The organism is Sphingobium salicis subsp. salicis, assembly GCF_049472635.1.
Taxonomy (GTDB): domain Bacteria; phylum Pseudomonadota; class Alphaproteobacteria; order Sphingomonadales; family Sphingomonadaceae; genus Sphingobium; species Sphingobium yanoikuyae_A.
Genome location: NZ_JAYRCS010000001.1, coordinates 2,627,074 through 2,653,944, shown reverse-complemented (window position 1 = coordinate 2,653,944; position 26,871 = coordinate 2,627,074). Strand labels below are relative to the sequence as shown.

The window sequence follows — 26,871 nt, the reverse complement described above, 5'->3', positions numbered from 1 at the left end:
TTCGGGATATTTTGTCGGATTGGATATTATTGCGGCCTTGAAATGCAAATTCACAAGTGCCCCTTTTGTTCCTAAGGAAAGTCGCAAAATTGGCATGGTTTGAGTGCATCGCCGCCGTGATTGGTTTGTCCAAATTGGTCATGCCAACTTGTGAGGGCACAGGCGCCGGGTTAGCCTCCCTCAAAATCGAGGGAGGATGCCGTGACGAAGGGCCGCATGTTGATGCTGGGAAGCCTGTCCCTGCTGGCAATGACGGGTGTGATGCTGGGCGCTGCCACGCCTCCCGTCGACCCCGGCCGCTTTGCTCAGGTCGCGAAGGTCGATGACCAGTATCAGGCCTATAATGTCGAGATGGTGGAGGTGGTCGGCGGCCGTTTCTGGGCGCCCTATCCCAAGCCGGGCGAGGCGCCGCCCCAGCCGGCGGCCGGCGGCAGCGGCGGCGTCGATATCGCGGCCGTCATGTTCCGCAAGCGCGAGCCGATCGACCTGACCGGCGACACGCGGCTGCGCAATCTCGCCCGCGCGCTGGGGCCGACCTATGTGCGCGTGAGTGGCGGCTGGGCCAATGCCGTCTATTTCCATGACAGCGATATGCCGCCGCCCGCCACGCCGCCCAAGGGCTATCAGAGCGTCCTGACCCGTGCCCAATGGGCCGGCGTCGTCGATTTCGTGAAGACCGTCGGCGGCAAGCTGGTCGTGTCCTTCCCTGTAAGCGACGGCGCGCGCGACGCGTCGGGCCTGTGGGATCCCGATCAGGCGCGCCGGCTCAACGCCTATACCAAGAAGTTGGGCGGCCATATCTATGCCGCCGAACTCATCAACGAACCCAATGCGGGGTCTATGGTCGGCCTGCCCAAGGGCTATGACGCGGCCGCCTTCGCCCGCGACATGGCCGTCTTTCGTGCGTTCCGCGATGCCGATGCGCCGCAGATGAAGCTCGTCGGGCCGGGCAGCACCGGCGAGGCCGGCTTCGTCATCATGCCCCGCAATATCGGCGTGGTGCCGACCGACGCACTGATGAGCGCCGAGCCGCAGCCCAAGGTCGATATCTTTTCCTATCATTCCTACGGCACCGTCTCGCAGCGCTGCGCCGCGATGGACAAGAGCGCTGGGATCAGCCCGGACCAGGCGCTGGACGAGGACTGGCTGGCGCGCGCCGACAGCACGGCGACCTATTACAAGGAACGACAACAGCGTTTCGCGCCCGGCACCGATATCTGGATCACGGAAACGGCGCAGGCGGCCTGCGGTGGCGACGCCTGGGCAGCGACCTGGCGCGACAGTTTCCGCTATGTCGATCAGTTGGGGCGGCAGGCGAAGCAGGGCGTGACCGTGGTCTTCCACAATACGCTGGCGGCCAGCGACTATGCGCTGATCGACGAGGCGACGATGATGCCGCGGCCGAGCTATTGGGCGGCGGTCCTATGGGCGCGGCTGATGGGCAATGTCGTGCTGGATGCGGGCCGGAATGAAGGCAAGCTGCATCTCTACAGCCAGTGTCTGCGCGGCACACCGGGCGGCGTCGCGCTGGTCGCGATCAATCTCGATACCGCCAATCCCGCCAGCCTGTCGCTCGCCGGCAAGGTGACCCGTTATACGCTGACCGCCGACAATCTGGACGCGGGCAGCGTGAAGCTCAACGGCCGGACGCTGGCGGTGGGGCAAGATGGCGTCTTGCCCAATCTCAAGGGCGTCGCCGCGCAAGGCATGCAGTCGCTACCAGCGGCGAGCATCAGCTATCTCGCCTATCCCGATGCCCGCAACCCGGCCTGTCCCTGACGCCTGATACGGCGCCGGGCGGGCCGGGAAGGGGCTGTTCGGCGCATCAGGCGAGGGCCAGGGCAAAGGCGCCCATATGGGCGATGATGGCGCAGCACATTATGGCGATCGCGCCCTTGGTGCTCAGAAAATCGGTCATGGTCTGTCTCCTTGGCCGGTCGGAGCGGATGATCCATTCATCGGCCCGCCGGTATGAGAGGGAGGGATGGCAGCCCACGATTGACGGGCAAGCGGCTTTTCGTCACGCAGGAGGAACAGAAGAAAAAGCGCGGAAAACCGGGCCCTTCGCGGTTCGCGTTTCGCGAATGGAGAGGGGGATTGCGTGAAACGTCTCCGCCGTGTGCTGCTCGAACTCTGGGCGATGCTGCCGGTCGCGGCGGTGGTCGGCTTTCTTGGCCCCTTTGGCACCTATTTGTCGGGCGATTTCCTGCTGCGCGCCGGGCGATGGTGGATCATGCTGATGGGCGCCTATATCCTCGCGCGGCCGACGCTGATCGCCTGGCGGGCGATTGCGCGGGCGACGCGGTTGCCGCGCGGGTCTCTGGTCTTCTGGGGCATGGTCGCCTCCAGCTTTCCCATGGCGCTGATCTGGCGGCTGGTCGGGCGGGACGAGGTGCGACTGCTGGGCGGCTATGCCGGCCTTTTGCCCTTCACCTTGCTCTGTTGCCTGCTGGTGATGACCATCGCCTGGTGGGCGGAGCGGGCGGACGCGCATCTGCTGCGCTATTATGATGAGCATATGGGGCCGACCACGGTCTTCGCGTCGGCGCGGGAAGGGGCCGTGCCGATGGACGCGCCGGTGAAAGAGGCGGATGTTCGCCTCCATCGCCGGCTGAGCCCCGCCTTCGCCGGTCCCATAGTCGCGCTGGAGAGCGAGGATCATTATGTCCGCGTCCATGGGCCGCATGGCAGCGAGCTTATCCTGATGCGGCTGCGCGACGCCATTGCGGAGATGGATGATGTGCCCGGCGCGCAGACCCATCGCAGCTGGTGGGTCGCCAGGGCGGCGATCGCGGATGGCGCGGGCCTGACCAGGAGCCGGGAAATCCGGCTGACCAACGGCCTGTCCGCGCCGATCGCGCGCGACTCCCTTGATCGCCTGCGTCAGTCCGGTTTCCTGCCGGACTGACGCGGCAGGATCAGAGGATCAGGTTAAGCGCGACGATGATCAGGATCGTGGCGAGGATCGTGCGCAGCACCGCTTCGCGCACATGCGAGGCGAGCAGGCTGCCGACGATGATGCCGGGGATCGACCCGATCAGCAGCGATGCCAGCAGCGACATGTCGACCGTGCCCAGCCACCAATGGCCGATGCCGGCCACCAGCGTCAGCGGCACGGCATGGGCGACGTCGCTGCCGACGATCCGGGCGAGCGGCGTGCGCGGATAGAGGATCAGCAGCGCGGTCGCGCCGATCGCGCCGGCCCCGACCGAGGTGATGGTCACCGCCACGCCCACGACCACGCCCAGCAATATGGTGAGGTTGCGCGTGGTGGCAGGGCTGCGATCCTGGCCATGGGTGCGCGACCAGGCCGTGATCCGATCGCGGAACAGCAGCACCAGACCGGTGAGGAACAGCATCACCCCCAGCGTGACCTTGATCGGATCGACCACGGCGGCCGACGGCGGCCCCATTGCCCGCAGCGCCATAAGCGCGCCGATCGCGGCCGGCATCGACCCCAGCGCCAGCCAGCCGACGATCGCCCAGTCGACCGATCGCTTCCAGCCATGGACCAGGCTGCCCACGCTCTTGGTGACGCAGGCATAGAGAAGGTCGGTGCCGACGGCCGCAGCCGGGTGGAAATTGAACAGCAGCACCAGGATCGGCGTCATCAGCGATCCGCCGCCAACGCCGGTCAGCCCGACCAGCGTGCCGACGATGAAGCCCGTCAGGGAATAGAGCGGATTGATCGTCACGGCCGCTCCTGCGGTGCATGACGACAGGCGGTGCGACCCATCATGGCATCACCTAAGGGCGTTTGCGCTGCCCATGCAAGTCCCTGCACTCGATCCATATCCCTGCGTCCCCCTTATGTTTCGCGGTGGGACATAGCGGACGCCATGGCGGGGTGAAACCCGCCCCTTGCTTGAGGGGGGTGATAGCTTTGCTATGGACGGCGCGCGCCACATATCGCTCCCGCGGCTGTCTGGCCTGCATCTGAACGCCTAGCGTGCCGGGATAAGCGACAGGAGCAGGATATGGTGGAACGGGCACGGGTGGCGGTGGTGACGGGCGCGAGTTCGGGCATCGGCAAGGCGATCGCCAAGGCCATGGCGCGGCAGGGCTGGCGGGTGATCGGCACCGGTCGCGATCCCGAGCGGCTGGCGGCTGCAGAGGCTGAGATAGCGGCGGAGGCTGCCGGCGCGCCCGTCACCATGTTGCGCGCCGACCTGTCGCTGCTGGGCGGCGCCGCCCAACTGACCCAGGATATCGCCGCGCTGACCGACCGGGTCGACCTGCTGTTCAACAATGCCGGCGGCATGACCGATAAGCTGGTGATGACGGACGAGGGGCTGGAGGCGAATTTCGCCGGCAATCATCTGGGGCCGTTCCTGCTGACCCAGCGCCTGTTGCCGCTGTTGCGCAAGGCGGCGCAGGATCAGCCGGCGGGCGCGGTGCGCATCCTCAACACCGCCTCCGACGCCAGCGAGATGATCCCGTCGATCAACCTGGACGACATGCAGAATCTGGAACGGTTCAGCCCCGGCATGGCCTATTGCACCGGCAAGCTCGCCAATGTGCTGTTCGCCCGCGCGCTGGCCGATCGGCTGGCGGGGGAGGGGATCGTCGCCCATGCGGTCCATCCCGGCGCGGTCGACTCGAACTTCTTTTCCCATGCGCCGGCCGATACGCAGGCGCGCTCGCGCGGGCTCGACAAGGCGAGCGAGGTGGAGGGAGCGGACACGCTGGTCTGGCTGGCGACTGCCCCCGAAGGGGCGGCCAGCAATGGCGGCTATTGGTATCGCCGCGCACCGCGCACGCCCAACACGCTGGTCGAGGATGCAGCGATCGTCGATCGCTTCTGGCAGGAAAGCGAAAAGCTGATCGCGGCGCATGGCCGCTGAGAACGCAAGGCGCCCCGGACCGGCAATCCCCATCGCCGGTCCGGGGCAGTCCCTCCCCCAGGGAACTTATTCCGGCACCTTGACCTGCGCCAGGCGGGGCGAAAGCAGGTGGATCGCCAGCAGGGCGATGAAATAGGCGCTGCCTGCGACGGCGAAGAGCGGCGCATAGCTGCCGATGCTGTCGAGGATATAGCCGGCATATTTGGCCATCAGCATGCCGCCGATCGCGCCGGCCGTGCCGCCGATGCCGACCACCGATCCGACCGCCGCGCGCGGGAACATGTCCGAGGGCAGCGTGTAGAGATTGGCGGAAAAGGCCTGATGCGCGGCGGTGGCGATGCCGATCACCAGCACGGCGACCCACAGATTGTCGATCGACTGGGCAAAGAAGACCGGCGTGACCGCGGCGGCACAGACCAGCATGGTCAGCTTGCGCGCGGCGTTGACGCTGTGCCCGGCCTTCATCAGCCGTCCCGACAGCCAGCCTCCGGCCACGCTGCCAAGGTCCGACAACAGATAGATGGCGACCAGCGGCGGGCCGAAGCTGATGAGGTCGAGGCCGTAGCGCTCGCCCAGATAGCCCGGCAGCCAGAAGAGGAAGAACCACCAGATCGGGTCGATGCAGAATTTGCCGATGGCAAAGGCCCAGCATTCGCGCACGGCAATCAGCCGGCGCCAGCCGATCGGCGTGACCGGGTCGGCCGGATCCTGCTGGATATAGGCAAGTTCGGCGGCGCCGACGCGCGGATGCTCCTGCGGCCGGCGATAGAAGATCAGCCAGGCGGCGAGCCAGACGACGCCGAATATGCCGGTCGCGATGAAGGCGAAGCGCCAGCCATATTGGATGGTCAGCCATGGCACCAGCAGCGGCGTGATGATCGCGCCGACATTGGCGCCGGCGTTGAACAGGCCGATCGCGAAGGCGCGCTCCTTCTGCGGGAACCATTCGGCCACCGCCTTGATGCCCGCGGGGAAATTACCGGATTCGCCGACGCCCAGGCCAAAGCGGGCGAGGGCGAACTGGGTCACGCTATGCACGCCGCCATGGGCGACATGGGCGATCGTCCAGATGATGATCGCGACGGTATAGCCCAGCCGCGCGCCGATCGCGTCGACCAACCGGCCAAAGCCCAGATAACCGATCGCATAGGCCGCCTGGAACCAGAAGACGATATTGGCATAGTCGGTTTCCGACCAGTGCATCTCGGCCGCCAGCGTGGGCTTCAGCACACCGATCATCTGCCGGTCGACATAGTTGATCGCGGTGGCGGCGAACAACAGCCCGACGACCACCCAGCGATAGCGCCCGACCCTCTGGGTTGCTCCGGCGACGGCCTCGTTCATTCTCTTCCTCTCCTCTTGCCCTGCGGCCTTGTCAGGCGGCCGCTTGGGGGCGGATGACGCAGTGTGCGGTGCCGAGCGGTCCGAAGTCCGCGACCACCGTCTGCCCGACGCGCACTTCATGCACGCCGGTGACGGCGCCTGTCGATATCCATGCGCCCGGTTGCAGCCTTATGCCGCGCGCGGCGAGATTTTCGAGCAGGAAACGCACGGAGCCGATCGGCCCGTCGGGGAAGCTGACCGCGCGGCCGGTGCCGGCGACGACGCCGTCGATGCTCAGGCTGATGTCGATCTCGGCAAAGGCCAGGCTCTGCCAGTCCGGCACGGCCGCGCCGATCAGCAGGCCGTTATTATTGCCGAAATCCGAAACGGTGACGGCCGGACCATGCTCGTTGATGCCGGTGAAGGGCGAACTGGCGATTTCCAGCCCGATATGCACGGCGTCGACCAGCGCGGCGGCTTCCTCCAGGGTGAAGCTGGTCTGGGCCGGGGCGGGCGCCTGGCCGATGCGCAGCAGGAATTCCGCCTCCGCCGCGCCAAAGCCCTGGGCAAAGACCAGCCCGGTGGCATCGGGGGTCAGTTCATGGATGGTCGGGGTGAAGATCGGCCCGGCCAGCCGATCCGCGCCGAAACGCTCGACCAGCGGGGCGGGCACGCGGCCGACCTTCCAGCCGCCGACCGGCGCATCGACCAGCGCAAGTGCCTCCGCCTGGATTGCATAGCCGTCGGCCAGGCTGGGCGGGATCGGGCCGGGATAGTCGGAAAAGCCCGTCGCCTGCTGTCGGGCGGTGACGAAGGCGCGCGCAATGGCGGCAGGGGAAGCGGCGGTCACGATGATCCTCTCGGCTGGTTCTGACATCCGGGATGCCTGCAAGAGTAACCGGTGTCAATAGATTTGCCGAGCGACGCATATTGCGCTGGTTGCGGGCCATAAGCGCGCTATAAAAGGGCCATGACAAAGACACCCAGGGACGAGGGCGCCACCGCCAAGCTGACGATCAACGACATTGCCCGCATGGCCGGCGTGTCGAAGAAGACGGTCAGCCGCGTCATCAATCGATCGCCGCTGCTGAACCAGGAAACTCGCGGCAAGGTGGAGGAAATCATTCGCCAGACCGGTTATGTCCCCAATCCGCAGGCACGTGCGCTGGCGCTGGGGCGCAATTTCCTGATCGGCCTCATCTACGACAATCCCAATGCCCAGATGGTGCTCAGCATGCAGAAGGGGATATTGGAGGCGCTGCACGGCACCGAGTTCGAACTGGTGGTGCGCCCGGTGGACAGGGGTGCGGCGATGGTGATGGAGGATATCCATAATTTCGTGACGCGTCAGCGCCTGTTCGGCGTTGTCGTGCTGCCACCGCTCTCCGAAAATGACAGTCTTTCCAAGCTGTTCGACGATGCCGGCTGTCGCTATGTGCGCATGGGTTCGGCCCTGCTCGATGACCCGGAACATATGGTCGCCTCCAATGACCGGGACGCGGTGGCGGACGCGGTGCGCTATCTGATCGCGCAGGGGCATCGGCGGATCGGCCTGATCGCCGGGCCGCATGGCTTCCGTTCCGCCAAGGAGCGGCGCGAGGGCTTTGAAATGGCGCTGGCGGAAGCCGGGATCAGCCTGCCGCGCAGCCTGGTTGCGGACGGGCAATATACTTTTGAATCAGGGGTTTCCGCTTCGGAAAACCTGTTCGATCTGACTTCGCCGCCGACCGCGATCTTTGCCAGTAATGACGAGATGGCGGCCGGCGTCCTCTATGCGGCGCGGCTGCGCGGGATCGAGGTGCCGGAGCAATTGTCTATCATCGGTTTCGACGATACGCCGCTCACCACCCGCGTCTGGCCGCCGCTGACCACGGTGCGCTGGCCGATCGCGGCCATGGGCCGGGCCGCCGCGCTCAAGCTGATCGGTACCGCCATCGGTGAGGAGGCGGAGGTCAGCGAGCCATCCCTCTTCAGTTCGACCCTGATCCGGCGCAGTTCGGTGGCGCCTGCATCGGGCTGATCCACGCTAAGGTTGACACCGGTTTCCGAATTTGCTTCCCAAGGGGCAATTTCGAATAACCGGTGAGGATATCATGTTCGACAAGACCTATTATGCGACCCACCCCGACATGATGGAGTGCGTGTCGAACGAGGAGCTGCGGGATCGCTATCTGATCGGCGGGCTGTTCCGTGACGGCGAATGCGTGCTGAACTATACCCATGCCGAGCGCTTCGTGATCGGCGGCGTGGCGGTGGCCGATGCCCCGGTGAAGCTGCCGGCGCAGACCGAGCCGGCTTCGGCGGCGGGTCACCCCTTCCTGGAGCGGCGCGAACTGGCGATCGTCAATGTCTCGGGCGTGGAAGGCACCGTCACCGTGGACGGCGAGGTCTTCACGCTCGGCAACAAGGATTGCCTCTATGTGACGATGGGCGCCAAGGATGTGGAATTTGCCGGCGCCGGCGCGCGTTTCTATCTCGCCTCCTGCCCGGCGCACAAGGCGTTCACCACCCGCAAGCTCGGCATTGCCGACGCCAATGCGCTGGAACGTGGCAGCCTGGAGGAATCGAACGAGCGCACCATCTTCCAGCTCGTCATCCCCGGCATCTGCGACAGCGCGCAGCTGGTGATGGGCCTCACGGTCCTGAAGCCCGGTTCGGTGTGGAACACCATGCCCCCGCACATCCATGAGCGCCGCAGCGAGATTTATTTCTATTTCGAGCTGGATGGCGATGCCGACCGCGTCTTCCACTATATGGGCGAGGGCGACGCGATGCGTCACATCGTCATGGCCAATGAGGAAGCCGTGATCTCGCCGCCCTGGTCGATCCATATGGGCTCGGGCACCAAGGCCTATGCCTTCATCTGGGCGATGGCTGGCGAGAATCAGGACTATACCGACATGAACGTGCTGGACATCTGCCAGCTGGCCTGAGCCCCCCTCCCTTCAGGGAGGGGACGGGGGAGGGCATGTCTACGACGCCAATCTCCAAAACCCTCCCCTAACCCCTCCCGCAAGCGGGAGGGGGATTTGGAGCTTATATGAGCACTATCTTCGATCTTGGCGGCAAGGTCGCCATCGTCACCGGCGCCAATACCGGCATCGGCCAGGCGATCGCGCTGTCGCTCGCGGCGGCCGGCGCCGACATTGCGGCGGTCGGCCGCACCCCGGCGGAAGAGACCGTCGAGAAGGTCCGGGCGCTCGGCCGCAAGGCCGAGATCGTCTCGGCCGATCTTTCCAGCATCGAACCGGTGCAGCGCGTCGTCGACGAGACGATCGAGAAGCTGGGCGGGCTCGACATATTGATCAACAATGCCGGCATCATTCGCCGCGCCGACAGCGTCGACTTCACCGAGGAAGACTGGGATGCGGTGATCGACACCAATTTGAAGTCGACCTTCTTCCTCGCGCAGGCGGCCGGGCGGCACATGCTGGCGCAGGGCAGCGGCAAGATCGTCAACATCGCCTCCTTGCTGTCCTTCCAGGGCGGCATCCGGGTGCCGAGCTATACCGCGTCGAAGAGCGGCGTCGCCGGCCTCACCAAGCTGCTGGCGAACGAATGGGCGGCCAGGGGCGTCAACGTCAACGCGATCGCGCCGGGCTATATCGCGACCAACAACACCGCCGCGCTGCAGGCCGACGAGACCCGCAACCGCCAGATCCAGGAACGCATCCCGGCCGGCCGCTGGGGCGACCCCAGCGACATTGGCGGCGCGGCCGTGTTCCTCGCCTCGCCGGCGGCCAACTATATCCACGGCCATGTCCTGGCCGTCGATGGCGGCTGGCTGGCCCGCTGAACTGACTGACCTCCGTTCGCGATTCCAACGCGAACGGAAGAAAATCCAAGAGGAGGGTTCAGCCTCCCGACCCAGCACAGGAGGACGGATGCCCGATATCGACCGGCGGAGCGCATTGACCGGGGCTGCGGCCCTGCTGGGCGCCAGTCTCGCTCGCCCGGCCCATGCCGTCACCGCCAGCATCGTGACCACCCGCAAGGGGCGGGTCGCCGGCACCCGCGAGGGCGGCCTCCATGTCTTTCGCGGCCTGCGCTATGGTCAGGATACCGCGCCCCGCCGCTTCCAGGCGCCGCTTGCGCCCGACGCTTGGACCGGCACCGCCGATGCCAGCGCCTTCGCGCCCTCCTGCCCGCAACAGGGCAAGCAGGAGCCGGAGAGCGAGGATTGCCTGTTCCTCAATATCTGGACCCCCGGCCCGGACCCGCGCGCCAGGCGGGCGGTGATGCTCTACATCCATGGCGGCGCCTATTCCAACGGCTCCGTGGTCGATCCGCTGACCTATGGCGACCGGCTGGCTGCACAGGGCGATGTCGTGGTGGTGACGGTCAACCACCGGCTCAACATTTTCGGCTATCTCTATCTCGCCCGGCTCGATCCGCGCTTCGCCGACAGCGGCAATGCAGGCCAGCTCGACCTCATCCTCGCACTGCAATGGGTGCGCGACAATATCGCGGCCTTTGGCGGCGATCCCGGCAATATCCTGGTCTTCGGCCAGTCGGGCGGCGGCGCCAAGATCGCGACGATGATGGCGATGCCCGCCGCCGCCGGCCTGTTCCACCGCGCCATCACCATGAGCGGGCAGCAGGTGACGGCTTCCGGCCCGCTCAACGCGACGAAGCGGGCGCAGGCCTATCTCGCCCGACTGGGCGTAAAGGCCGATGACCTGTCATCTTTGCTGTCACGATCGACCGCGCAACTGGTGGAGGGGCTGGCAGCGCAAGACCCGATCCTGGGTGGCGGTCTCTATATGGGCCCGGTGCTCGATATGACGCATCTTGCGCGCCATCCCTTCTGGCCCGATGCGCCGCCCCAGTCGCAGGCGATCCCGATGATGCTGGGCAACACCCATGACGAAACCCGCGCCTTCATCGATCCTCACGGCCCCAGGCTCCAAGGGCTGGACTGGTCCAACCTCGCCGCCCGGATCGCGCCGGAACTGCGCATGGACCTTTCGCCCGAATGGATCGTCGCCCAATATCGCGCCCGCTATCCCGACTGGTCGGCAGAGCGCATCTTCTATGCCGCGACCACGGCCGGGCGCAGCTGGCCGGGGCAGGTGCTGGAGGCGGAGGCGCGCGCCCGCGCCGATGCGCCGACCTGGGTCTATCAGGTGGATTTCGCCTCGCCGACCCAGCCCGAACGCGGCGCGCCGCACACCATGGATATCGCGCTCGCCTTCGGCACGCTCGATGCGCCGGGCAGCTTCACCGGCACGGGCGCAGGTGCACAGGCTGCGTCGCGCGCGCTGATGCAGCGTTTCCTGGCCTTCGCTCGGCGCGGTGATCCCAATGGCAGCGGAATGGCGCCCTGGCCGCAATATCGGCTGGACCGGCGCCAGACGATGATCGTCGATGTCGACAGCCATGTGGAAAGCGATCCGCGCGGCTGGGAGCGGGAACTCTTCGCCCGCGTCCCCTATATTCAGCCGGGTAGCTGAATGCCGTTCGTTGCCGGGCCGCAACCAAAAAGGGATGGGCGCGTTGAGTCCGCCCATGCAGTTGGAGGAACCGCATGGATACCCAGGATGTCGATTATGTCTCGGAACGCGGCGAGCTGCATTTTCTCGCCGCCCTGGTCGATGAACTGATGCGCCGGCTGATGCTGTCGGGCGTGCTCAGTCAGGCCGAACTCAACGCGATCGAGGCGGATGTCGCCAAGCGCATCGGCAATGTGCCGCGCGCCTGGTAACTTGCTTGGTCAGTGAACCACCGGATAGCTGATGATCAGTGCCAGCGGTTCCTTGCCGACCTGCCGGATGCCGACCTTGGCGTCCTTGTAGAGATAGGCGGCCATGCCCGGCGTCAGCGGCTTTTCCACGCCGTCGGACGTCACCACGCCTTCGCCCGACAGGACATAATAGACCTCGTCATGGGCGATTGGATGGACGCCGATCGCCGCGCCGACATGCAGCACGCGCTTGCGGAATTCCATGCTGCGCGGCTGCGGCACGGCGTCGCTGATGCGATAGGCGGTCGACATGCCGATCTCTCCATGGGGCGGCGGCTCGTCGCGCATCACCTCGCGCTCGTCGACGACCACCATCGGCGGCGCGGCGACGGCCGCCAGCAACAGCATCAGGCTCATGGCTTTGGCTCCTGTCGCATCATCTTGTCGCGGTCCGACAGATGCTCGGTTGTCTCGTCCTTCTGGCCGGGATAACGCCCCGATTTCGGCTCCATCGTGTCGAGATTCCAGTCGCCCTCGACAAAGGGCGCGCGGGTCGGCGCGAATTTGGGATAGCCGCCCACCTGCTTCTCATTGTCGATGATCTCGCCGCGCCCTTCGGCGACGAAGAACAGCACCCGCAGATCATCGGCATCCCGGTCCCACGGGCGAGCGCCCGCGCGCCACAGCACATGGGTCTCGACATCGCGCACCGGCAGAACATCCAGCCCCTGCCACCAGGTCGGCGGCGTTTGCGTCTCGATCAGCCTGGCCTTGGTCTCGCCATAGCGGCCGAACATCGGCAATGGCTTGCCGAACTTGTCGACGGCCAGATTGTCCTTGCCATAATATTCCAGGTCGCCGTCGCCGCCCAGCGTCAGGAAGGGCAGGCCGGTCGCCGTCGATACGCCGCCGCGCATGACATTGCCGACCGCCGCCAGCTTGCCATTCTGATAGGGATGTTCGCCCCATTCCAGCGCCATCAGGTTGTAATGCACGCCGCGCTCGCCCGGATCGTAGATGATGTTGTTGACCACGGCGGCATGGACGCCGCCCTTCAGCAGGGGGTTGCGCTCGACATTATGGGCGTAGACGTTGCGATAAATCAGGATGTTGGTCGCATTGTCGTGCATCAACGTCCCCTTGCTATGTTCGCCCTTGGGATGGCTGGCATTGGCCAGGCCCTCGGCCGCCAGATTATAGGAAAAGGTGATGTTGTGCGCCGTGTTGGCGCGCCATTCGTCGGGCGTCTTGCCGTTGAAGCGCGGGCCGGATGCCGACATATTCTCGTCGATCGCCCAGGTGAAGCTGCAATGGTCGACGATGATGTCATGGCCGCCGACCACCGACATGGCATCCGCCTCCCATCCGCTCAGCAGCGGCTGGTCGTCCACCCCGGTGCGCACGCGGATATGGCGCATGATGACGTCATGGGCGGCGATATCGATGCCCGACCGGATCAGGGTGATGCCGGGGGAGGGGGCGGTCTGGCCGGCAATGGTCAGATAGGGTTCGCGGATGGTGATGGTCTGGCGCGCCATGTCGATGACGCCGCCCACCTCGAACACGACGATGCGCGGGCCCTTTGCTTCCAGTGCCGCCTTCAGGCTGCCGGGGCCATCGGCCGCCAGCGTGGTCACGCGGATGATGCGGCCGCCCCGGCCGCCGGGCGTTGCCGATGCCCAGCCGACGGCGCCGGGAAACGCGGTCGTTGCGCTGGATGCGCTGGTCTTTGCCGAGGCGGCGGATAGGGTTGCGGGCGGGGGGATCAGGGCAAGGCCGGCAAGCGGCAGGGCGATCAGTCTGGCGGCTATTTTCATGCTTCCGAAAGCTCCTCTCCTGGCCAGACTTGCACCGTGACGGCGATGATGCAAGCAATTTGACACCGGTGTCGAATCTGTTTGCAATCATTGTGGCAGCGAGGCGAAGGCGCGGGCTGCGCTCCGTCATTCTACGTCATGTGGTCCATATTGCGGTGCAAAATGGCTCGATATGGACGCTTTTCCGACAAGGGGGCGCGGAAAATCGCCGCGAGCGCTGGCTCGGCAGCTTCAGACATAATTGCCGCAATGATCATTGACATTGATCCGCAGTCGGGTCACAAGTTTCTGACACCGGTGTCTTCAAGGGGACAACATCGGGCCGCACCCCCAAAGAGGCGTGGCGGAAATATGGAGGGATGTTTCTATGATTGCGTTTGTACAGGCTTCGTCCGCCCGGAAATGGCTGTCCGCAGCCTCGACCCTGGCATGCGCCATCGCCTGCGTTTCCGCCGCTCAGGCTCAAGCCCAGTCCGTGCAGGGCGATGCCGCGGTTGCGCCGGATCAGGGGCAGGCGGATGCCGCAGCCCAGGAATCCGACATCATCGTCACCGGTTTCCGCCAGTCGCTGGGCGCGGCGATCAACCTCAAGCGCCAGTCGGTCAGCTCGGTCGACGCGATCGTGGCGGAGGATATCGCCAAGTTCCCCGACCAGAATCTCGCCGAATCCCTGCAGCGTATCCCCGGCATCTCGATCCAGCGTGACGGCGGCGAAGGGCGCGCGATCACCGTGCGCGGCCTGGGTGCGCAGTTCACCCGCGTGCGCGTCAACGGGCTGGAAACGGTCGCCACCTCGACCGATGGTGCCAGCTCGAACCGCGACCGCTCCTTCGATTTCAACGTCTTCGCGTCCGAACTGTTCAGTTCGCTGGTCGTCCACAAGACCGCCGAAGCCTCGCTGGACGAAGGCTCGCTTGGCGCCGTGGTCGATCTCAACACCGGCAATCCGCTCGGTGGCAAGGAGGGGCTGACCCTCGTCGGTTCGGCGACCGCTTCCTATAATGATCTGGCCAAGAATTGGGGGCCGCGTCTGGCCGGCATCGCATCCTGGAAATCGGCCGACGGCCGCTTCGGCGTCGCCCTGTCGGCGGCCTATTCGACGCTCGATACCAAGGAACTGGGCAATAACAGCGTGCGCTGGGCCCAGGCCCGCTTCGACAATGTCGATGGCACCGCCTGCTTCACCCAGCCCAATTCGGGCGGTTCCTATATTCCGAGCGCAGCCTGTAACGAAGCCGCGCTGTCCTTCCACCCCCGCATCCCGCGCTATGGTGAGGTGCGCCATGATCGCGAGCGGCTGGGCCTGACCGGATCGATCCAGTTCGCGCCGACGGACGCGACCAAGATCTCGATCGATGGCCTCTATTCGCGCTTCAAGGAAACCCGCGAAGAGAAATGGGGCGAGGTGCTGCTGCGCTCCAACGAGCGGTCGATCAATGTCGTCAATCCGGTCTATGACGATAATGGCAACATGATCTCGGCCACGCTCAACGATGCCTGGGTCCGCACCGAACATTATCTGCGCAAGTCGAGCACCGAATTTTATCAGGTCGGCGGCACCTGGGACCAGGATGTGACGGACAAGTTCCGCTTCACCGTGCTGGGCGGCCTGTCCAAGTCCAACGCCGACATTCCGGTCGAAACCACGGTGGTCTTCGACGATCGCGATGCCCAGGGCTATAGCTATGACTATAGCGACATGAAGCATCCCAAGCTGACCTTCGGCACCAGCGTGACCGATCCGGCCAATTTCCAGCTCGCCGAAATCCGCGACCGTCCGTCCAACACCACCAACCGCTTCAAGACTGCGCAGTTGCGCACCGAATGGGACGCGGCGGAGGGGCTGACCGTGAAGGTCGGTTCGATGTGGCGCCGGTTCGACTTCAAGACCGTCGGCTATCAGCGCGATACCGCCGTCTGCGGCAATGGCGGCAAGGATCTGGTGCTGGGCACCATCACCTGTTCGCCGACCAGCCTGTTCGGCCCGAGCGCCGTCTATGGCTTCCAGGCCACGCCGGAATTGAGCGAACTCTTCACCCTGGGCAAGGCGGGCCAGCCGTCGGGCACCACCACCCAGTGGCTGATCCCCAATCTGGACACAGCGACCGCCTACACCAAGCTCTATGACCGCGCGCTGGCGCTCGACGTCGGCAACAACCGGTCGGTGCGCGAGGAAGTGACCGGCGGCTATTTCCAGTTCGATGCCAAGGGCGACCTGTTCGGCCTCGAATATGCGCTGAACGCGGGCATGCGCTATGCCAAGACCGACCAGCGCTCGACCGGCCTCAATGGCGGCATCCCGGTCACGATCAAGCGCAGCTATGAGGATTGGCTGCCGGCCGCCAACCTAGCCCTGTTCCCGACCGACAAGCTGGTCATTCGCGCGGCGGTGGCCGATGTGATGACCCGCCCGACGCTGGGCAGCCTGACGCCGGGCGGTTCGGCCGACGGCTTCCAGTATCGCGTCAGCTACGGTAACCCCTATCTCAACCCCTATCGCGCGACCGCCTATGACCTGGCTGTCGAATGGTATTTCGCGCCCCAGTCGCTCTTCTCGGTCGCCCTGTTCAAGAAGGATGTGCAGAGCTTCCCGGTCGCCGCGACCATTTCCAACGCGACCTTCGCGGAAACCGGCCTGCCGGCTTCGGTGCTGGTCAGTTCCTCGCCCGCCGCGCTCAATCCGGCGCTGCAGGCCGAACCGATCTGGACCATCGCGACCACGGTGAACGGCACCGGCGCCTCGCTCAAGGGGGCGGAAATCGCGCTGCAGCTGCCCTTCACCTTCCTGCCGGGCATCTTCAAGCATTTCGGCATCCTGGCCAACGCGACCTTCATCGACTCCAACGCCACCTATAATGTGTCGGGGCCGGCTGTCGTGCCGGGTGGCGGCCTGGTCAATGTCGCGCGGGAGAACACGTTGTTCGGCGTGTCGAAGCGGGCCTATAACGGCACCCTCTATTATGACGACAACCGCTTCAGCGCGCGCGTCTCGGCCAGCTATCGCGGGCCTTATAGCGACCAGAACAGCGGCACCGGCAACGTCTTCGAAGGCTATAATTCGACCGTCAATGTCGACGCCTCGGTTCGTTACAAGGCGACCGACTGGCTGGAATTCACTCTCGACGGCATCAACCTGACCGATGAATATCGCGGCCGCTACACCGACCTCGATGCCAATCGCAATTATGAGTACAACCATTTCGGCCGCACCTTCCAGTTCGGCGCGCGCGTGAAGATGTAGCCTGTCCTTTCGGGTCGCGCCGTCACGGGCCAGCCGCCTTCTGCACGAGGTGGCTGGCCCTTTTTCTTGGGTCGGCGGTGGGGCCGGGGCGGTGCCGGGCCGACGACAGCAATAGTCCATTCACGCAATGACATTGACTCGCGTTAGCGTTCTCAAATATGGCGCCGCCAAGAATATTTGGGGGATTATATGGTGCGGTCGTCTTTCTTTTTTTCCGGGGCGGCGATCGTCGCACTGGCCGGTGCTGCCCTGGCCAGCCCAGCCCTGGCGCAACAGGCGCCGGATGCCGATATGGACCAGGCCCGCGCCGACATCATCGTCACCGGCGAAAAGAGCGCCCGCACCCTGCAGCAGACCCCGACCAGCATCGCCGTCGTCACGCCCGAGACGATCGAGCGCGAGGCGCTGATCACCATCCAGGACGTCTATAACCGCACGGCCAACCTGTCCGAAACCTACGGCTCGTCCGGCTTCACCATCCGCGGCATCAGCAACAGCGGCGTCGGCGCGGGCGGGCAGGCGGATGCCGCCAGCGTCTATGTCGATGGCGCGCCGGTGCCCAAATGGGCGCTCTATGGCGGCCCGACCGACCTGTGGGATGTGCAACAGGTGGAAGTGCTGCGTGGCCCGCAATCGACCATCCAGGGCCTCAACGCGCTGGCCGGCGGCATCGTCATCACCAGCAAGGATCCCTCGCTGACCCGTTGGGGCGGTGACGCGCGCGTGCTGTGGAGCGAATATGATGATCGCACCTTCTCCGCCGCGATCGGCGGACCGATCATCAAGGATGAACTGGGCATCCGCCTGTCGGCCGAGCGCCGCAACGATCGCGGCCTCATCTACAATGTCACCCGCGACGAATATAGCGACGCGCTGGAATCGCTCAATCTGCGCGGCAAGATCAAGTGGACGCCCCAGGCCATTCCGGGGCTGGAGGCGGTCGCCAGCTATAATCGCGTGCGGCGCGACGGCGGCTATCTCTATGAATATGCCCGCACCGACGTGCCCAATTATTTCAACCATCGCGTCGCCACCGGCGACCAGCCCAGCCGGGGCAAGATCGACAGCGACCTTGCCGTCTTCAACATCAGCTATCCGCTGGCCCAGGGGCTGAAACTGTCGAGCGTCACCTCCTGGAACCGCTCGCGGGTGCATTCGGTGATCGATACCGACGGCACGCCGCAGGATATCCAGGCGATCGACAATCGCTATAATTACCGCACCCTGACCCAGGAAATGCGCCTCAACTATGATGGCGAACGGCTGAGCGGCCTGCTGGGCGCCTGGTATTATCGCCGCGCTGGCAGCATCGACCAGAATAGCCGGGTGAACATCGATACGCCGACCGCCACCATCGCCGCCCTGCTGCGCGCCAATGGCGCGACCGCGGCGCAGGCGACCTTCCTCAGCAATGCCTATGCGGCACAACTGCCGGTCATCCCGGTCGCCTATTCGGCCGACCAGCCCGAAAAAGTGGAGACGATGGCGCTGTTCGGCGACGCCCGTTTCAAGCTGACCGACCGGCTGACCCTGATCGGCGGCTTCCGCTACGATCATGAGCGCAACCGCTATGCCGCGCAAACCGTGGCGACCTTCAACGGCACGCTGCCCAATGCCAATTTCCTCGGCGCGGCCTATGCCCCGATCATTTCGCTGATCAACCAGGGCGTTCTGGGGCTGGTCGCCGACGCTTCCTCGCCGCTGGCGTCCAACAGCCGCAGTTTCAACGCCTTCCTGCCCAAGGCGGGGATCAGCATGGACTGGACGCCGGACCTCACCACCGCCTTCACCGTCCAGCGCGCCTATCGCTCGGGTGGTTCCAGCCAGAACCCGGCCCGCGCCCTCTTGGTCGCCTATGATCCGGAATATAGTTGGAATTATGAAGGCTCGCTGCGCTCCAAATGGCTCGACGGCCGCCTGACGCTCAATGCCAATGCCTTCTACATGACGTGGAAGGACCAGCAGGTCACCGCCTATTTCGGCCAGAATGCCTATGATTACAACACGGTGAACGCGGCCGGATCGCATCTTTACGGGTTCGAGGTGGAAGCGAATGCCACTATCGCGCGCGGCATCGATCTCTATGGCTCGGTCGGCCATGTCCGCACCAAATTCACCGACTTCGTCCTGCCCGCCGGGGCGACCAGCACGGTTGACCTCACCGACACCCAATTCCCCTATGCGCCGCGCTGGACCCTGTCGGGCGGCATCAATGCGCAGTTCGGGCCGGGCTTCGTCGCCAATCTCAACGCCAATTACCGTTCGTCGGTTTTCACCGGCGTCGGTCAGGATCAGGGCCAGTACAAGGTCGGCGGCCGCACGGTCGTGAATGGCAAGATCGGTTATGAGACCGATCATTGGTCGCTGTTCGTCTTCGCCCGCAACATCCTCAACGAGGATTATATGCAGTACCAATATGCCGCGATTCATCAGGCGATCCTGGGCGAACCCCAGACCGTCGGCGTCGGCGCGAGCGTCCATTGGTGATCGCGCTCGCCAGCCTGCTGCTCATCGCGGGCGGCGCCCTGGGCGCTGCCCTGCTGCGCCGCTCCTGGGTGCGGCGGGACCGCTCCGTGCTTGGCCTGCTGCTGGCGGGATGGGCCATATTGATCGGCCTGCTGGTCGCTGCCTTCCTGCTGATCGGGCCGGTCAAGGGGCTGGCCTTGGGACTGGCGATGGAGGGGATCGGCGCGCTCGCCATCATCTGGTTCGGCCGGGTCCGGCGCAAGGCGGCGCGGGTGCGCGATGGCGAAGTCGCGCCCGAGCCGCTGGAGGAGCCCGGCCGCTTCTGGCGCGGGGTGCTCCGCGCCTTGCTCGCCGGGCCGCTCGGCATGACGGCGGCGATGGGTGTCGCCTTTTGCGTCACCGTCTATCTGCCCGGTGATCCGCGCACCCGGATCGTGCTCGGCGGCCTGTTGCTGCCTATCCTGTGGGGGCTGGCCATGACCTGGACCCTGGCGGACCGCCGCCTGCTCCGCGCCACCGCCGTGCTGGTCGGCACCAGCATCATCGGCTTCGGCCTCGCTGCCTTGGGAGGGGCCGCATGAACGACCAGAGCGTCCAGACCAACAGCCGGGCAAAGAAATGGCGCTGGCCCTTGTCGCCCGAAACGGTGCGATCGGTGCTCAGCAGCCATTCGGTGCTGGGCCTGGCCTTTGCCGCGATCATCTATATCGTCTGCCTGACCGGCACGGTCGCGGTGTTCGCGCCCGATCTGGAGCGGTGGGAAGTGCCGGCGACGCCGGTGGTGACCAGCCTGTCGGATGCCTCGGCCGCCCGCGCCATCGCCGAAGCGGCCAGGCGCGCGCCGGCCGACACCACCCTCTATCTGTCGCTGCCCACCGCGAAACAGGATGGCGCCAGCCTAACGGCCTTCAGTGCGACCTATGAACATAAATGGGCCGTGGCGGCCGATGGTGCGCTGTCCGATCTCGAAGCGGTCTGGACCGAATTTCTGCTACACCTCCATATCAACCTGCATCTGCCGCGCAGTTGGGGGCAGTTCATCGTCGGCCTGACCGGGGTGGCGCTGCTGTCCTCCCTGGTGTCGGGCATATTGGCGCATCCGCGCGTGTTGCGCGATGCCTTCCACCTGCGCCTGGGCGGTTCGCGCCGCCTGCAGGAGGCGGATCTGCATAACCGGCTTGGCATCTGGGCCTTGCCCTTTCACTTCACCCTGGCGCTGACCGGCGCGCTGCTGGGCCTCAGCACCATCATCGTCGCGATGCTGGCCATGCTGCTCTATCGCGGCGACATGGGGAAGGTCTACGAACTCTTCCTCGATCCGCCGCCCAAGGTCGATACGCGCGCCATGCCAATTCCCGATATTGCGAGGCTGATCGCCGATGCCCGCGTCCGGGCGCCGGCGGCCGTGGCGGACAATATCATGGTCGAACGGCCCGGCCGCGCCGACATGCGCATCTCGATCCACAGCGGCCGGCCGCACTTGCTGACCCAGCAGGATGAGGTGCAATATGATGCGCGCGGGCAACTGTTCCATCAGGAACAGCCGCAGGATCTGGTCGCCGGCACCCGGATGCTGAGCGGCATCGGCCAGCTGCATTTCGGTTGGTTCGGCGGGCTGCCCGTGCGGATCGCCTATGGCCTGCTCGGCATTGCGCTCTGCATCGTCACCTCCAGCGGCGTGACCATCTGGCTGGCCCGCCGCCGCGATCGCGGCCGGCCCGCGCCGCAATGGGAACGGATCTGGGCGGCGATCTGCTGGGGCCAGCCGGTCATCCTCGTCCTCACCGCCGTTCTGGCCTTCGCCTTGCCTCAAGCGCCGCTGCCGCTGGCCTGGCTCGGCCTCACCATCCTGTCGGTGCTGGCCGCCGGCATGGCGAAGACGCTGCCCGGTCCGCGCCTGTCGCGCGGCCTGCAATGGGCGCTGGTCGCGGGGCTGCTGGCGGTGGCCCTGCTTCACGGCGCCCCGCTACTGGCAGGCGGGCAGGGGCTGCTGGTCGACCTGATGCTGCTTGCCGGCGGCCTCGGTCTGCTGCGCGCCCTGCTGCGCAGCCGCGCGCCAGCTAAGGCCTAGAGCCGGGGCTTGTCGTTCCCCTCCCGCTGGCGGGAGGGGAAGCGAGACTTGCGCGCGCAGCGCGCTAGTCGCAGCGGGGTGGGCTTGCGCGACGCTGCCCCGGCTTTCCTACTCGGCCCATCTCTGATCTACCCTTGGGGATGCAAGAGCCGCCCCATCTCCTCGCCAGACCACCCGCCTGTCGCGTGGCTGTCGCTTCACTGTCGCCTCGCCGTCGCGTCGAAGACGCTCGGGCGTGACCCGATTTCCCCGCCCCTGTCGCGTCACAGGCGCGTGGCCGGTGCGTCGCGGGTGCATCACAGGCGCATTGGCCCGAAATAGCCCGCACGACACTGTGAACTTCGACTGTCGCGTCCCGTGTCGGCCCCAATCGGCCTAGAGCGCGCGAAAACGGAAGTCAGTGAAGCGCGCTTCACCCGCACCGGCAGAATAGAGGCCGGGGCGCAGCATCAGGAAGCCGCCGCGCACATTATGGTGATAGCCCGACACCTCCATCCCCCGGTCGAAGCGCGTCCAGCTCCTGCCGTCGTCACTGCTGACGTGAAAGCGGATGATATGCCGGTCGTTGGTGACGCGCATCCGCATCCGGTGGCCATGGGGATTGGCGGGGCGGCCGCGCTCTATACCATATTGATGGGTGACGAACCGCTCCTGGTCGAAGCCGAGCCCGCAATACAACTGTTCGTCATAGAAGAGGAGAAGGCCGGCGACGCCACCCGGCGCGATCTCGATCGTGCATTCGAACTGATAGGCCTGATCGCCCGCCACCAGCAGCAGCGGCGACGAACTGGAGGGGGCCGTTCCGCTGGCCTTCAGGACCAGCGATCCGCCCTCGACCCGCGCCCGCTGCGCCTCCTGCGGTGCCGGTTTGAAGAAATTCCAGCGCGATCCCAGGTGCAATGCGCTGAAATCGTCCGACAGCGCCTGGCCATGCGGCTCGGCCTGCCCGCCCCTGGGTTTGGCGATCGGTTGCGACAGGTCGCCGCCGGTCATGCGGAACCAGCCGTCCGCCGTCCATTCGACCGGGTCGAGCAACGTCTGGCGTCCCAGTGTCCAATAGCCATTTTCATAGCCATGATAGACCGACCACCAACTGCCATCCGGTCCCTCGACCAGGGTGGCATGGCCGCGCGACCACCATTTTTCGGCGCGGTCGACGGTGCGCACGATCGGGTTGGCCGGGCAATTTTCCCACGGTCCATGGATCGACCGCGACCGGGCGGCGATCACCATATGGCCGGTCGGTGGCCCGGCGGTGCCGCCAACGGCGGTCACCAGATAGAAATAGCCCTTATGGCGCAAAATCTTGGGGCCTTCGGGCGAGAAGCCCTCCACATCCCAGTCGTCGGGATAGTGCCAGGGGTCATAGACATGTTCGGGCTGGCCGACGGTCGCCAGACCATCGTCGGTCAGGCGCACCCGGTCGCCGCCCGACAGGAACAGCCAGCGCGATCCATCCTCGCCCACCGCATGGCCCGGATCGATATGGTTGGGCAGATTGAGGTCGATCGGATCGCTCCACGGCCCCTCGATCCGATCGGCCCAGATCACATAGCTGGTGTTGGGAGACGCCTTGACCGGGATGTAGAGATAATAGCGGCCCTTGTGCTTGCACAGTTCAGGCGCCCAGACCGATCCGATATTCTTGTGCAGCGCCGGGCCGATCGGCCGCCAGTTCACCAGGTCGCGCGAATGCCAGATGATGAGTCCGGGATAGGAATCGAAGGTCGAGAAGGTCATGTAATAATCCGCGCCATCCTTGAGGATGGTGGGATCGGGATGATCGCCCGCGATCAGCGGATTGAGGAAGCGGCCGTCGCCCAGATCGGCGATGCGCTGATTGTCGAAGCCGCGCCGCCAGTCGGGCGCGGGGGCGGGCGTGGCCGGTGGGGCAGTGGGTGCCGCCCGCGCCTCGCTCAAACCACCTGCCAGCGCCGCCGAAGCCGTCGCCAGCAATGCGTCCCGTCGGCTGACTGCCATGACCCTCTCCCGATTATTGATACCGGTTACCTAGGGGGCATGACCTGATGCTGTCAAATGGCGCGGACCTGATCTTCGTAGAGCTCGAGCGGCAGACCGTCGGGGTCGGCGAAGAAGGTGAAGCGCCGGTCGGTATATTCGTCCACCCGCACGGGCTCGCACACCACCCCATGGCTTTCGAGCCGTGCGACCTCCGCATCCAGGTCGCTGACGGCAAAGGCAAGGTGGCGCAGGCCACAGGCTTCCGGGCGCGAGGGGCGTGGCGGCGGATTGGGGAAGGAGAAAAGCTCGATCTGCGCGTCGCCGACGGCCAGGTCACATTTCCAGCTGTCGCGTTCGGCGCGATAGACCTCGTTCAGCACGGCAAAGCCGAGAATGTCGACATAGAAATGGCGGGACCGGGCATAGTCGGACCCGATGATGGCGATATGATGGATGGCGTGCATCGGGATGCGCTATCGCGGGATGTGCCAGCCGCGCAATGGCTATCCGGCGATCAGTGCCTGAAGATCGAGCAGCGCCCGGCCGAAGGACAGGCCTTGCGGCCCCGCGACGAAGCGGGGTTCCCACTCCGGCCCGAACTTGTCCTTGTAGGCACGCAGTCCCTCAAAGCCGTAGAGCGCATTGCCATGCTGGTAGAGCAGCGCCCCCAGCTTCGACCAGAGCGGTGCCAGCCGGCGCGCCTCCAGCCCGGACAAGGGCGCGAGGCCGAGGTTGAACCAGCGATAGCCCTGTGCCTTGCCCCACAGCATCAGGTGGATGAACAGAAAGTCCATCGTGCCATAGGGGGCGCCGTCATCATGGCGCATCAGGTCGACCGACAGTTCGGACCGGTCGGCCGCGGCCCAGATATTGGCGAAGGCGACGATCCTGCCCTCCTGCCGCACCACGGCACAGTCGAACCGCGCCATATAGGCGCGATCGAAGCGGCCGACGCTGAAGCATTTTTCCTTGTGCCCCTTGGCCTGGAGCCAATGAGCGGAAATCTCGGCCAGCCGGTCCATTTCCTTGTCCAGCATGGCGGCGGGGATGATCTCGAAACTGGCACCCTCCCGCGCCGCGCGCCGCTCGGCATAGCGCAGCGGCTTGGCATCCGGGCCGTCCAGGGTGAAGCTGGCCAGGTCGACATGCGCCTCCTCGCCATATTTGACGATCTGCAACCCCAGTTCGACCGCCAGCGGCAGCATGTCCTGGCTGATCTGGTAGAGCAGCAGGCGGCCCTGCGCCGCATCGGCCTGTTCGCGCAGGCGCCAGAGCAGGTCCGCCCATTCGCTTCGGGCGCCGACAGGATCGCCCATGACGATCCAGCTATGCCCTCTGATCTGGTACAGCAGGCAACAGGTGCCGCCATCCGACACCAGGAAGCGCTTGTCGCCGATATAGGCAAGATTGGCGTCTGTGCGTTCGGCCAGCGCCAGTGCAGCCTCCGGCGGCACGGCGGCATTGCTGGCCAAGGCGGGAATGGTCGCGGCCGGGCGCAGCAGGCGCCAGAGCGCCACGCCGATCAGCAGGACGGCAACAGCCAGGCTGGCGCGCAGGAAGCGGGAGGCGTCGGCGCGGGCGGCAAAATGCCACCAGAGGTCGTTCTGATATTCGACATGCTTGTAGGCGAAGAAGCCGATCCAGACCGACAGGGCCAGAACCACCGCGACCGTCGCCAGCCAGCCGGGGGTGAAGGCGTCGGCAATCAACTGGGTCCGGCGATAGAAGGCGGGGCGCGCCCATTGCAGCAGCGCGGCGATCAGCAGCATCGCCGCCGCCTCCTCATAATCCAGCCCCTTGAGCAGCGAGAAGATCGCGCCGGCCAGCAGCAGGATGCGGGTCAGCCAGAAGGCCCCGTCCAGCCGCCGATAGAGGCCGGCCGACAGGATCAGCAGCGCCGCGCCGACCAGGCTGCCGGCCATGTGGGAGGCTTCGAGGAAGGGCAGGGGCACGACACTGTTGAGGGTCGCGACCCGGTGCGGGATGGCCGGGAGCGAACCCGATACCAGCAGGATGGCGCCGCCCAGGAAGACGAGCGCTGCCGTCATGATCGGCGCAAGGCCGGTCGTGACGGCCTGCAGCCCGCGCAGGGTGCGGCGCAGCGGTTGCCGCCAGCGCCAGCCCTCCTGCGCAACGATGATGCCGACTGCGATCAGCAGTGGCAGGATATAATAGACCAGCCGATAGGCGAGCAGCGCGGCCACCAGCTGCGGCCGGTCCACGCCGGGCAGGGCGGCGAGCATCACCAGTTCGAACACGCCGACGCCGCCGGGCACATGGGTCAGCAGTACGGCGACGATGGCGAGCGCATAGCCCAGGAAGAAGGCAGGCCAGGCGTGCAGGCCGACGCCGGGCACCAGGACGAACAGCGCAGCGCTGGCCGCAGCGAGATCGATCACACCGATACCGATCTGGCAGAATATGCGCGAGGCGGGCGGCAGCGGCAGGGACATGCGGCCAAAATGCAGCATTCGTCCCTGCCGGCCGGCAAAGATGATCAGGCCGATGATGGCCGTGAGGGTCAGGCTTCCGGCCACACGCAATGCTGGCGCGGACAGGCGGACATCGTCCATCGACAGCGTCTCCGGCCGCCAGACCAGCATGGCCGCCGCCAGCGTCAGGACGCCGCCCCAGAAGGTGGCGCCAGCGATCGCGACCACCCGCGCTACATCGGCAACACCCAGCCCCGCCGCGCTGTAGATGCGGTAGCGTGCCGATCCGCCGGTCAGCAGCGACAGGCCCAGATTATGGCTGAGCGTATAGCTGGTGAAGGAAGCGAGCGCCGCCGTCCCATAGGGCAAGGGGCGGCCGATCGAGCGCAGCGCCAGCACGTCGTAGAAGGTGAGGGTAACATAGCTGATCCCGGTCAGCAGCAGGGCGGGGATCAGGGCTGCCGGGCCAAGTGCGTGAAAGGCCGCGCGTATGTCGCGCACATGCACATCGTGCAGCAGATGGTAGAGTGCGACGAAGCCGAGCGCGGCGAGCAGCACGACCAGCCCGACCGACAAGGGCGTCTGGTAACGGCGCAAATATGTCATGGCCCCCATCCGCCGCTATCCCGTCTTGACCCGGTGCCAGAGCTGGCTGCGGCAGAAAAGCCCACCCAGGATGCAGCCGGAAATCTTCAACTGGTCCGGCCCTTGTTGGTCGATGGTGGAATAGAAGGTGCGGCCCATGTCGGGCACATAGACCCGCCCAGCCCAATGGCCCGGTCCCTTGGGGCGATAATCCTGCAACAGGGTGGTGCCGACCAGATGCGGGATGCCGGCATCGCTGGCATCGGCCAGCGCCTCGGCATTGGCGTGGCTGACCCAGCCGCACAATCTGTCCTGACAGGCGCCGGTCGTGACCGTGACGCTGCCGCGCGGATTGATCCAGGAACCCAGCACCGGATCGGCCGCCATCGCCGGAGCGGCGGCGATCAGGCTGATGCCGGCAAGGAACAGGCGCAAGGCATGAGGCAT

21 protein-coding genes are annotated in these 26,871 nt (G+C 65.7%); 12 read left to right on the top strand and 9 right to left on the bottom strand.

The features are described 5' to 3' along the window. Window positions 1-201 precede the first annotated feature (201 nt). Together VHN57_RS12870 and VHN57_RS12865 are read left to right on the top strand one after the other, a co-directional pair. Entirely contained in the window at window positions 202-1,779 is a 1,578-nt protein-coding gene (locus VHN57_RS12870) for a glycosyl hydrolase family 79 N-terminal domain-containing protein (RefSeq protein ID WP_278986382.1), read from the top strand. A gap of 340 nt (window positions 1,780-2,119) precedes the next feature. Continuing rightward, window positions 2,120-2,908, top strand: coding sequence for a LytTR family DNA-binding domain-containing protein (locus tag VHN57_RS12865; RefSeq protein ID WP_278986394.1), 789 nt, complete (start codon window positions 2,120-2,122; stop codon window positions 2,906-2,908). Between the two features lie 10 nt (window positions 2,909-2,918). Here the strand turns inward: VHN57_RS12865 and VHN57_RS12860 are convergent, their stop codons facing one another. After that, window positions 2,919-3,695, bottom strand: a complete 777-nt coding sequence (locus tag VHN57_RS12860; protein ID WP_010338010.1) for a sulfite exporter TauE/SafE family protein — start codon at window positions 3,693-3,695, stop codon at window positions 2,919-2,921. 282 nt (window positions 3,696-3,977) lie between these two features. Here VHN57_RS12860 and VHN57_RS12855 point away from each other — a divergent pair, with 282 nt between their 5' ends. Continuing rightward, complete coding sequence (locus tag VHN57_RS12855) at window positions 3,978-4,844, top strand: SDR family NAD(P)-dependent oxidoreductase (RefSeq protein WP_278987882.1); 867 nt, start codon at window positions 3,978-3,980, stop codon at window positions 4,842-4,844. A gap of 66 nt (window positions 4,845-4,910) precedes the next feature. On the opposite strand, the gene VHN57_RS12850 is transcribed toward VHN57_RS12855, so the two are convergent. Beyond that, a complete protein-coding gene (locus tag VHN57_RS12850; RefSeq protein WP_278987880.1) occupies window positions 4,911-6,188 on the bottom strand; it encodes an MFS transporter in 1,278 nt (425 codons plus the stop codon). Window positions 6,189-6,219: 31 nt separating this feature from the next. Next, window positions 6,220-7,017, bottom strand: a complete 798-nt coding sequence (locus VHN57_RS12845; protein ID WP_278987878.1) for a 2-keto-4-pentenoate hydratase — start codon at window positions 7,015-7,017, stop codon at window positions 6,220-6,222. A gap of 120 nt (window positions 7,018-7,137) precedes the next feature. Between VHN57_RS12845 and VHN57_RS12840 the strand changes: the two genes are divergently transcribed. From VHN57_RS12840 to VHN57_RS12820, 5 genes are all read left to right on the top strand, one after another. Then, the gene (locus tag VHN57_RS12840) at window positions 7,138-8,187 is read left to right on the top strand and encodes a LacI family DNA-binding transcriptional regulator (protein WP_004207757.1); all 1,050 of its coding nucleotides are present in this window, start codon (window positions 7,138-7,140) and stop codon (window positions 8,185-8,187) included. A 73-nt stretch (window positions 8,188-8,260) separates the two neighbouring features. Next, window positions 8,261-9,100: a 5-dehydro-4-deoxy-D-glucuronate isomerase gene (gene kduI, locus VHN57_RS12835; RefSeq protein WP_017500956.1), complete on the top strand. Its 840-nt coding sequence runs from the start codon at window positions 8,261-8,263 to the stop codon at window positions 9,098-9,100. 107 nt (window positions 9,101-9,207) lie between these two features. Next, window positions 9,208-9,963, top strand: a complete 756-nt coding sequence (gene kduD / locus VHN57_RS12830; protein ID WP_037508047.1) for a 2-dehydro-3-deoxy-D-gluconate 5-dehydrogenase KduD — start codon at window positions 9,208-9,210, stop codon at window positions 9,961-9,963. A gap of 88 nt (window positions 9,964-10,051) precedes the next feature. Continuing rightward, window positions 10,052-11,620: a carboxylesterase/lipase family protein gene (locus tag VHN57_RS12825; RefSeq protein ID WP_278988325.1), complete on the top strand. Its 1,569-nt coding sequence runs from the start codon at window positions 10,052-10,054 to the stop codon at window positions 11,618-11,620. 74 nt (window positions 11,621-11,694) lie between these two features. Further along, window positions 11,695-11,871, top strand: coding sequence for a hypothetical protein (locus VHN57_RS12820; RefSeq protein ID WP_164488846.1), 177 nt, complete (start codon window positions 11,695-11,697; stop codon window positions 11,869-11,871). A 9-nt stretch (window positions 11,872-11,880) separates the two neighbouring features. Here the strand turns inward: VHN57_RS12820 and VHN57_RS12815 are convergent, their stop codons facing one another. Beyond that, window positions 11,881-12,267 carry a cupin domain-containing protein gene (locus VHN57_RS12815; protein WP_278988324.1) on the bottom strand — a complete coding sequence of 129 codons (387 nt, stop codon included), beginning with the start codon at window positions 12,265-12,267 and terminating at the stop codon, window positions 11,881-11,883. Further along, window positions 12,264-13,667 (bottom strand): pectate lyase family protein, encoded by a 1,404-nt coding sequence (locus VHN57_RS12810; protein ID WP_423284072.1) that lies wholly within the window; start codon window positions 13,665-13,667, stop codon window positions 12,264-12,266. The genes VHN57_RS12815 and VHN57_RS12810 overlap by 4 nt, the downstream gene beginning before the upstream one ends. Before the next feature lie 367 nt (window positions 13,668-14,034). Here VHN57_RS12810 and VHN57_RS12805 point away from each other — a divergent pair, with 367 nt between their 5' ends. The 4 genes from VHN57_RS12805 (at window position 14,035) to VHN57_RS12790 (ending at window position 21,445) form a co-directional block, all read left to right on the top strand. Beyond that, the gene (locus VHN57_RS12805) at window positions 14,035-16,908 is read left to right on the top strand and encodes a TonB-dependent receptor (protein WP_423284070.1); all 2,874 of its coding nucleotides are present in this window, start codon (window positions 14,035-14,037) and stop codon (window positions 16,906-16,908) included. Window positions 16,909-17,097: 189 nt separating this feature from the next. Beyond that, a complete protein-coding gene (locus tag VHN57_RS12800; RefSeq protein ID WP_423284068.1) occupies window positions 17,098-19,395 on the top strand; it encodes a TonB-dependent receptor in 2,298 nt (765 codons plus the stop codon). Beyond that, window positions 19,389-19,955 carry a hypothetical protein gene (locus tag VHN57_RS12795; RefSeq protein WP_341462736.1) on the top strand — a complete coding sequence of 189 codons (567 nt, stop codon included), beginning with the start codon at window positions 19,389-19,391 and terminating at the stop codon, window positions 19,953-19,955. Before VHN57_RS12800 ends, VHN57_RS12795 begins: the two co-directional genes overlap by 7 nt. After that, window positions 19,952-21,445 carry a PepSY-associated TM helix domain-containing protein gene (locus VHN57_RS12790; RefSeq protein ID WP_423284066.1) on the top strand — a complete coding sequence of 498 codons (1,494 nt, stop codon included), beginning with the start codon at window positions 19,952-19,954 and terminating at the stop codon, window positions 21,443-21,445. Before VHN57_RS12795 ends, VHN57_RS12790 begins: the two co-directional genes overlap by 4 nt. 375 nt (window positions 21,446-21,820) lie before the next feature. Here the strand turns inward: VHN57_RS12790 and VHN57_RS12785 are convergent, their stop codons facing one another. Genes VHN57_RS12785 through VHN57_RS12770 form a run of 4 tightly spaced genes read right to left on the bottom strand, consistent with a single transcriptional unit; the run spans window position 21,821 to window position 26,871 of the window. Next, complete coding sequence (locus VHN57_RS12785) at window positions 21,821-23,425, bottom strand: family 43 glycosylhydrolase (protein WP_278986937.1); 1,605 nt, start codon at window positions 23,423-23,425, stop codon at window positions 21,821-21,823. A 53-nt stretch (window positions 23,426-23,478) separates the two neighbouring features. Further along, window positions 23,479-23,871 carry a VOC family protein gene (locus VHN57_RS12780; protein ID WP_169860314.1) on the bottom strand — a complete coding sequence of 131 codons (393 nt, stop codon included), beginning with the start codon at window positions 23,869-23,871 and terminating at the stop codon, window positions 23,479-23,481. Between the two features lie 39 nt (window positions 23,872-23,910). Then, window positions 23,911-26,454, bottom strand: coding sequence for a bifunctional lysylphosphatidylglycerol flippase/synthetase MprF (gene mprF, locus VHN57_RS12775; RefSeq protein WP_278986940.1), 2,544 nt, complete (start codon window positions 26,452-26,454; stop codon window positions 23,911-23,913). A 6-nt stretch (window positions 26,455-26,460) separates the two neighbouring features. Next, window positions 26,461-26,871 (bottom strand): DUF2147 domain-containing protein, encoded by a 411-nt coding sequence (locus VHN57_RS12770; protein WP_037512273.1) that lies wholly within the window; start codon window positions 26,869-26,871, stop codon window positions 26,461-26,463.

What these genes read in the sequence shown, in the direction of transcription:
- kduI (WP_017500956.1), top strand. Translation starts at nt 8,261, where the DNA reads ATGTTCGACAAGACCTATTATGCGACCCACCCCGACATGATGGAGTGC.
- VHN57_RS12815 (WP_278988324.1), bottom strand. Translation starts at nt 12,267, where the DNA reads ATGAGCCTGATGCTGTTGCTGGCGGCCGTCGCCGCGCCGCCGATGGTG.
- kduD (WP_037508047.1), top strand. Translation starts at nt 9,208, where the DNA reads ATGAGCACTATCTTCGATCTTGGCGGCAAGGTCGCCATCGTCACCGGC.
- VHN57_RS12770 (WP_037512273.1), bottom strand. Translation starts at nt 26,871, where the DNA reads ATGCCTCATGCCTTGCGCCTGTTCCTTGCCGGCATCAGCCTGATCGCC.
- VHN57_RS12850 (WP_278987880.1), bottom strand. Translation starts at nt 6,188, where the DNA reads ATGAACGAGGCCGTCGCCGGAGCAACCCAGAGGGTCGGGCGCTATCGC.
- VHN57_RS12855 (WP_278987882.1), top strand. Translation starts at nt 3,978, where the DNA reads ATGGTGGAACGGGCACGGGTGGCGGTGGTGACGGGCGCGAGTTCGGGC.
- VHN57_RS12810 (WP_423284072.1), bottom strand. Translation starts at nt 13,667, where the DNA reads ATGAAAATAGCCGCCAGACTGATCGCCCTGCCGCTTGCCGGCCTTGCC.
- VHN57_RS12780 (WP_169860314.1), bottom strand. Translation starts at nt 23,871, where the DNA reads ATGCACGCCATCCATCATATCGCCATCATCGGGTCCGACTATGCCCGG.
- VHN57_RS12805 (WP_423284070.1), top strand. Translation starts at nt 14,035, where the DNA reads ATGATTGCGTTTGTACAGGCTTCGTCCGCCCGGAAATGGCTGTCCGCA.
- mprF (WP_278986940.1), bottom strand. Translation starts at nt 26,454, where the DNA reads ATGGGGGCCATGACATATTTGCGCCGTTACCAGACGCCCTTGTCGGTC.
- VHN57_RS12825 (WP_278988325.1), top strand. Translation starts at nt 10,052, where the DNA reads ATGCCCGATATCGACCGGCGGAGCGCATTGACCGGGGCTGCGGCCCTG.
- VHN57_RS12840 (WP_004207757.1), top strand. Translation starts at nt 7,138, where the DNA reads ATGACAAAGACACCCAGGGACGAGGGCGCCACCGCCAAGCTGACGATC.
- VHN57_RS12785 (WP_278986937.1), bottom strand. Translation starts at nt 23,425, where the DNA reads ATGGCAGTCAGCCGACGGGACGCATTGCTGGCGACGGCTTCGGCGGCG.
- VHN57_RS12800 (WP_423284068.1), top strand. Translation starts at nt 17,098, where the DNA reads ATGGTGCGGTCGTCTTTCTTTTTTTCCGGGGCGGCGATCGTCGCACTG.
- VHN57_RS12820 (WP_164488846.1), top strand. Translation starts at nt 11,695, where the DNA reads ATGGATACCCAGGATGTCGATTATGTCTCGGAACGCGGCGAGCTGCAT.
- VHN57_RS12790 (WP_423284066.1), top strand. Translation starts at nt 19,952, where the DNA reads ATGAACGACCAGAGCGTCCAGACCAACAGCCGGGCAAAGAAATGGCGC.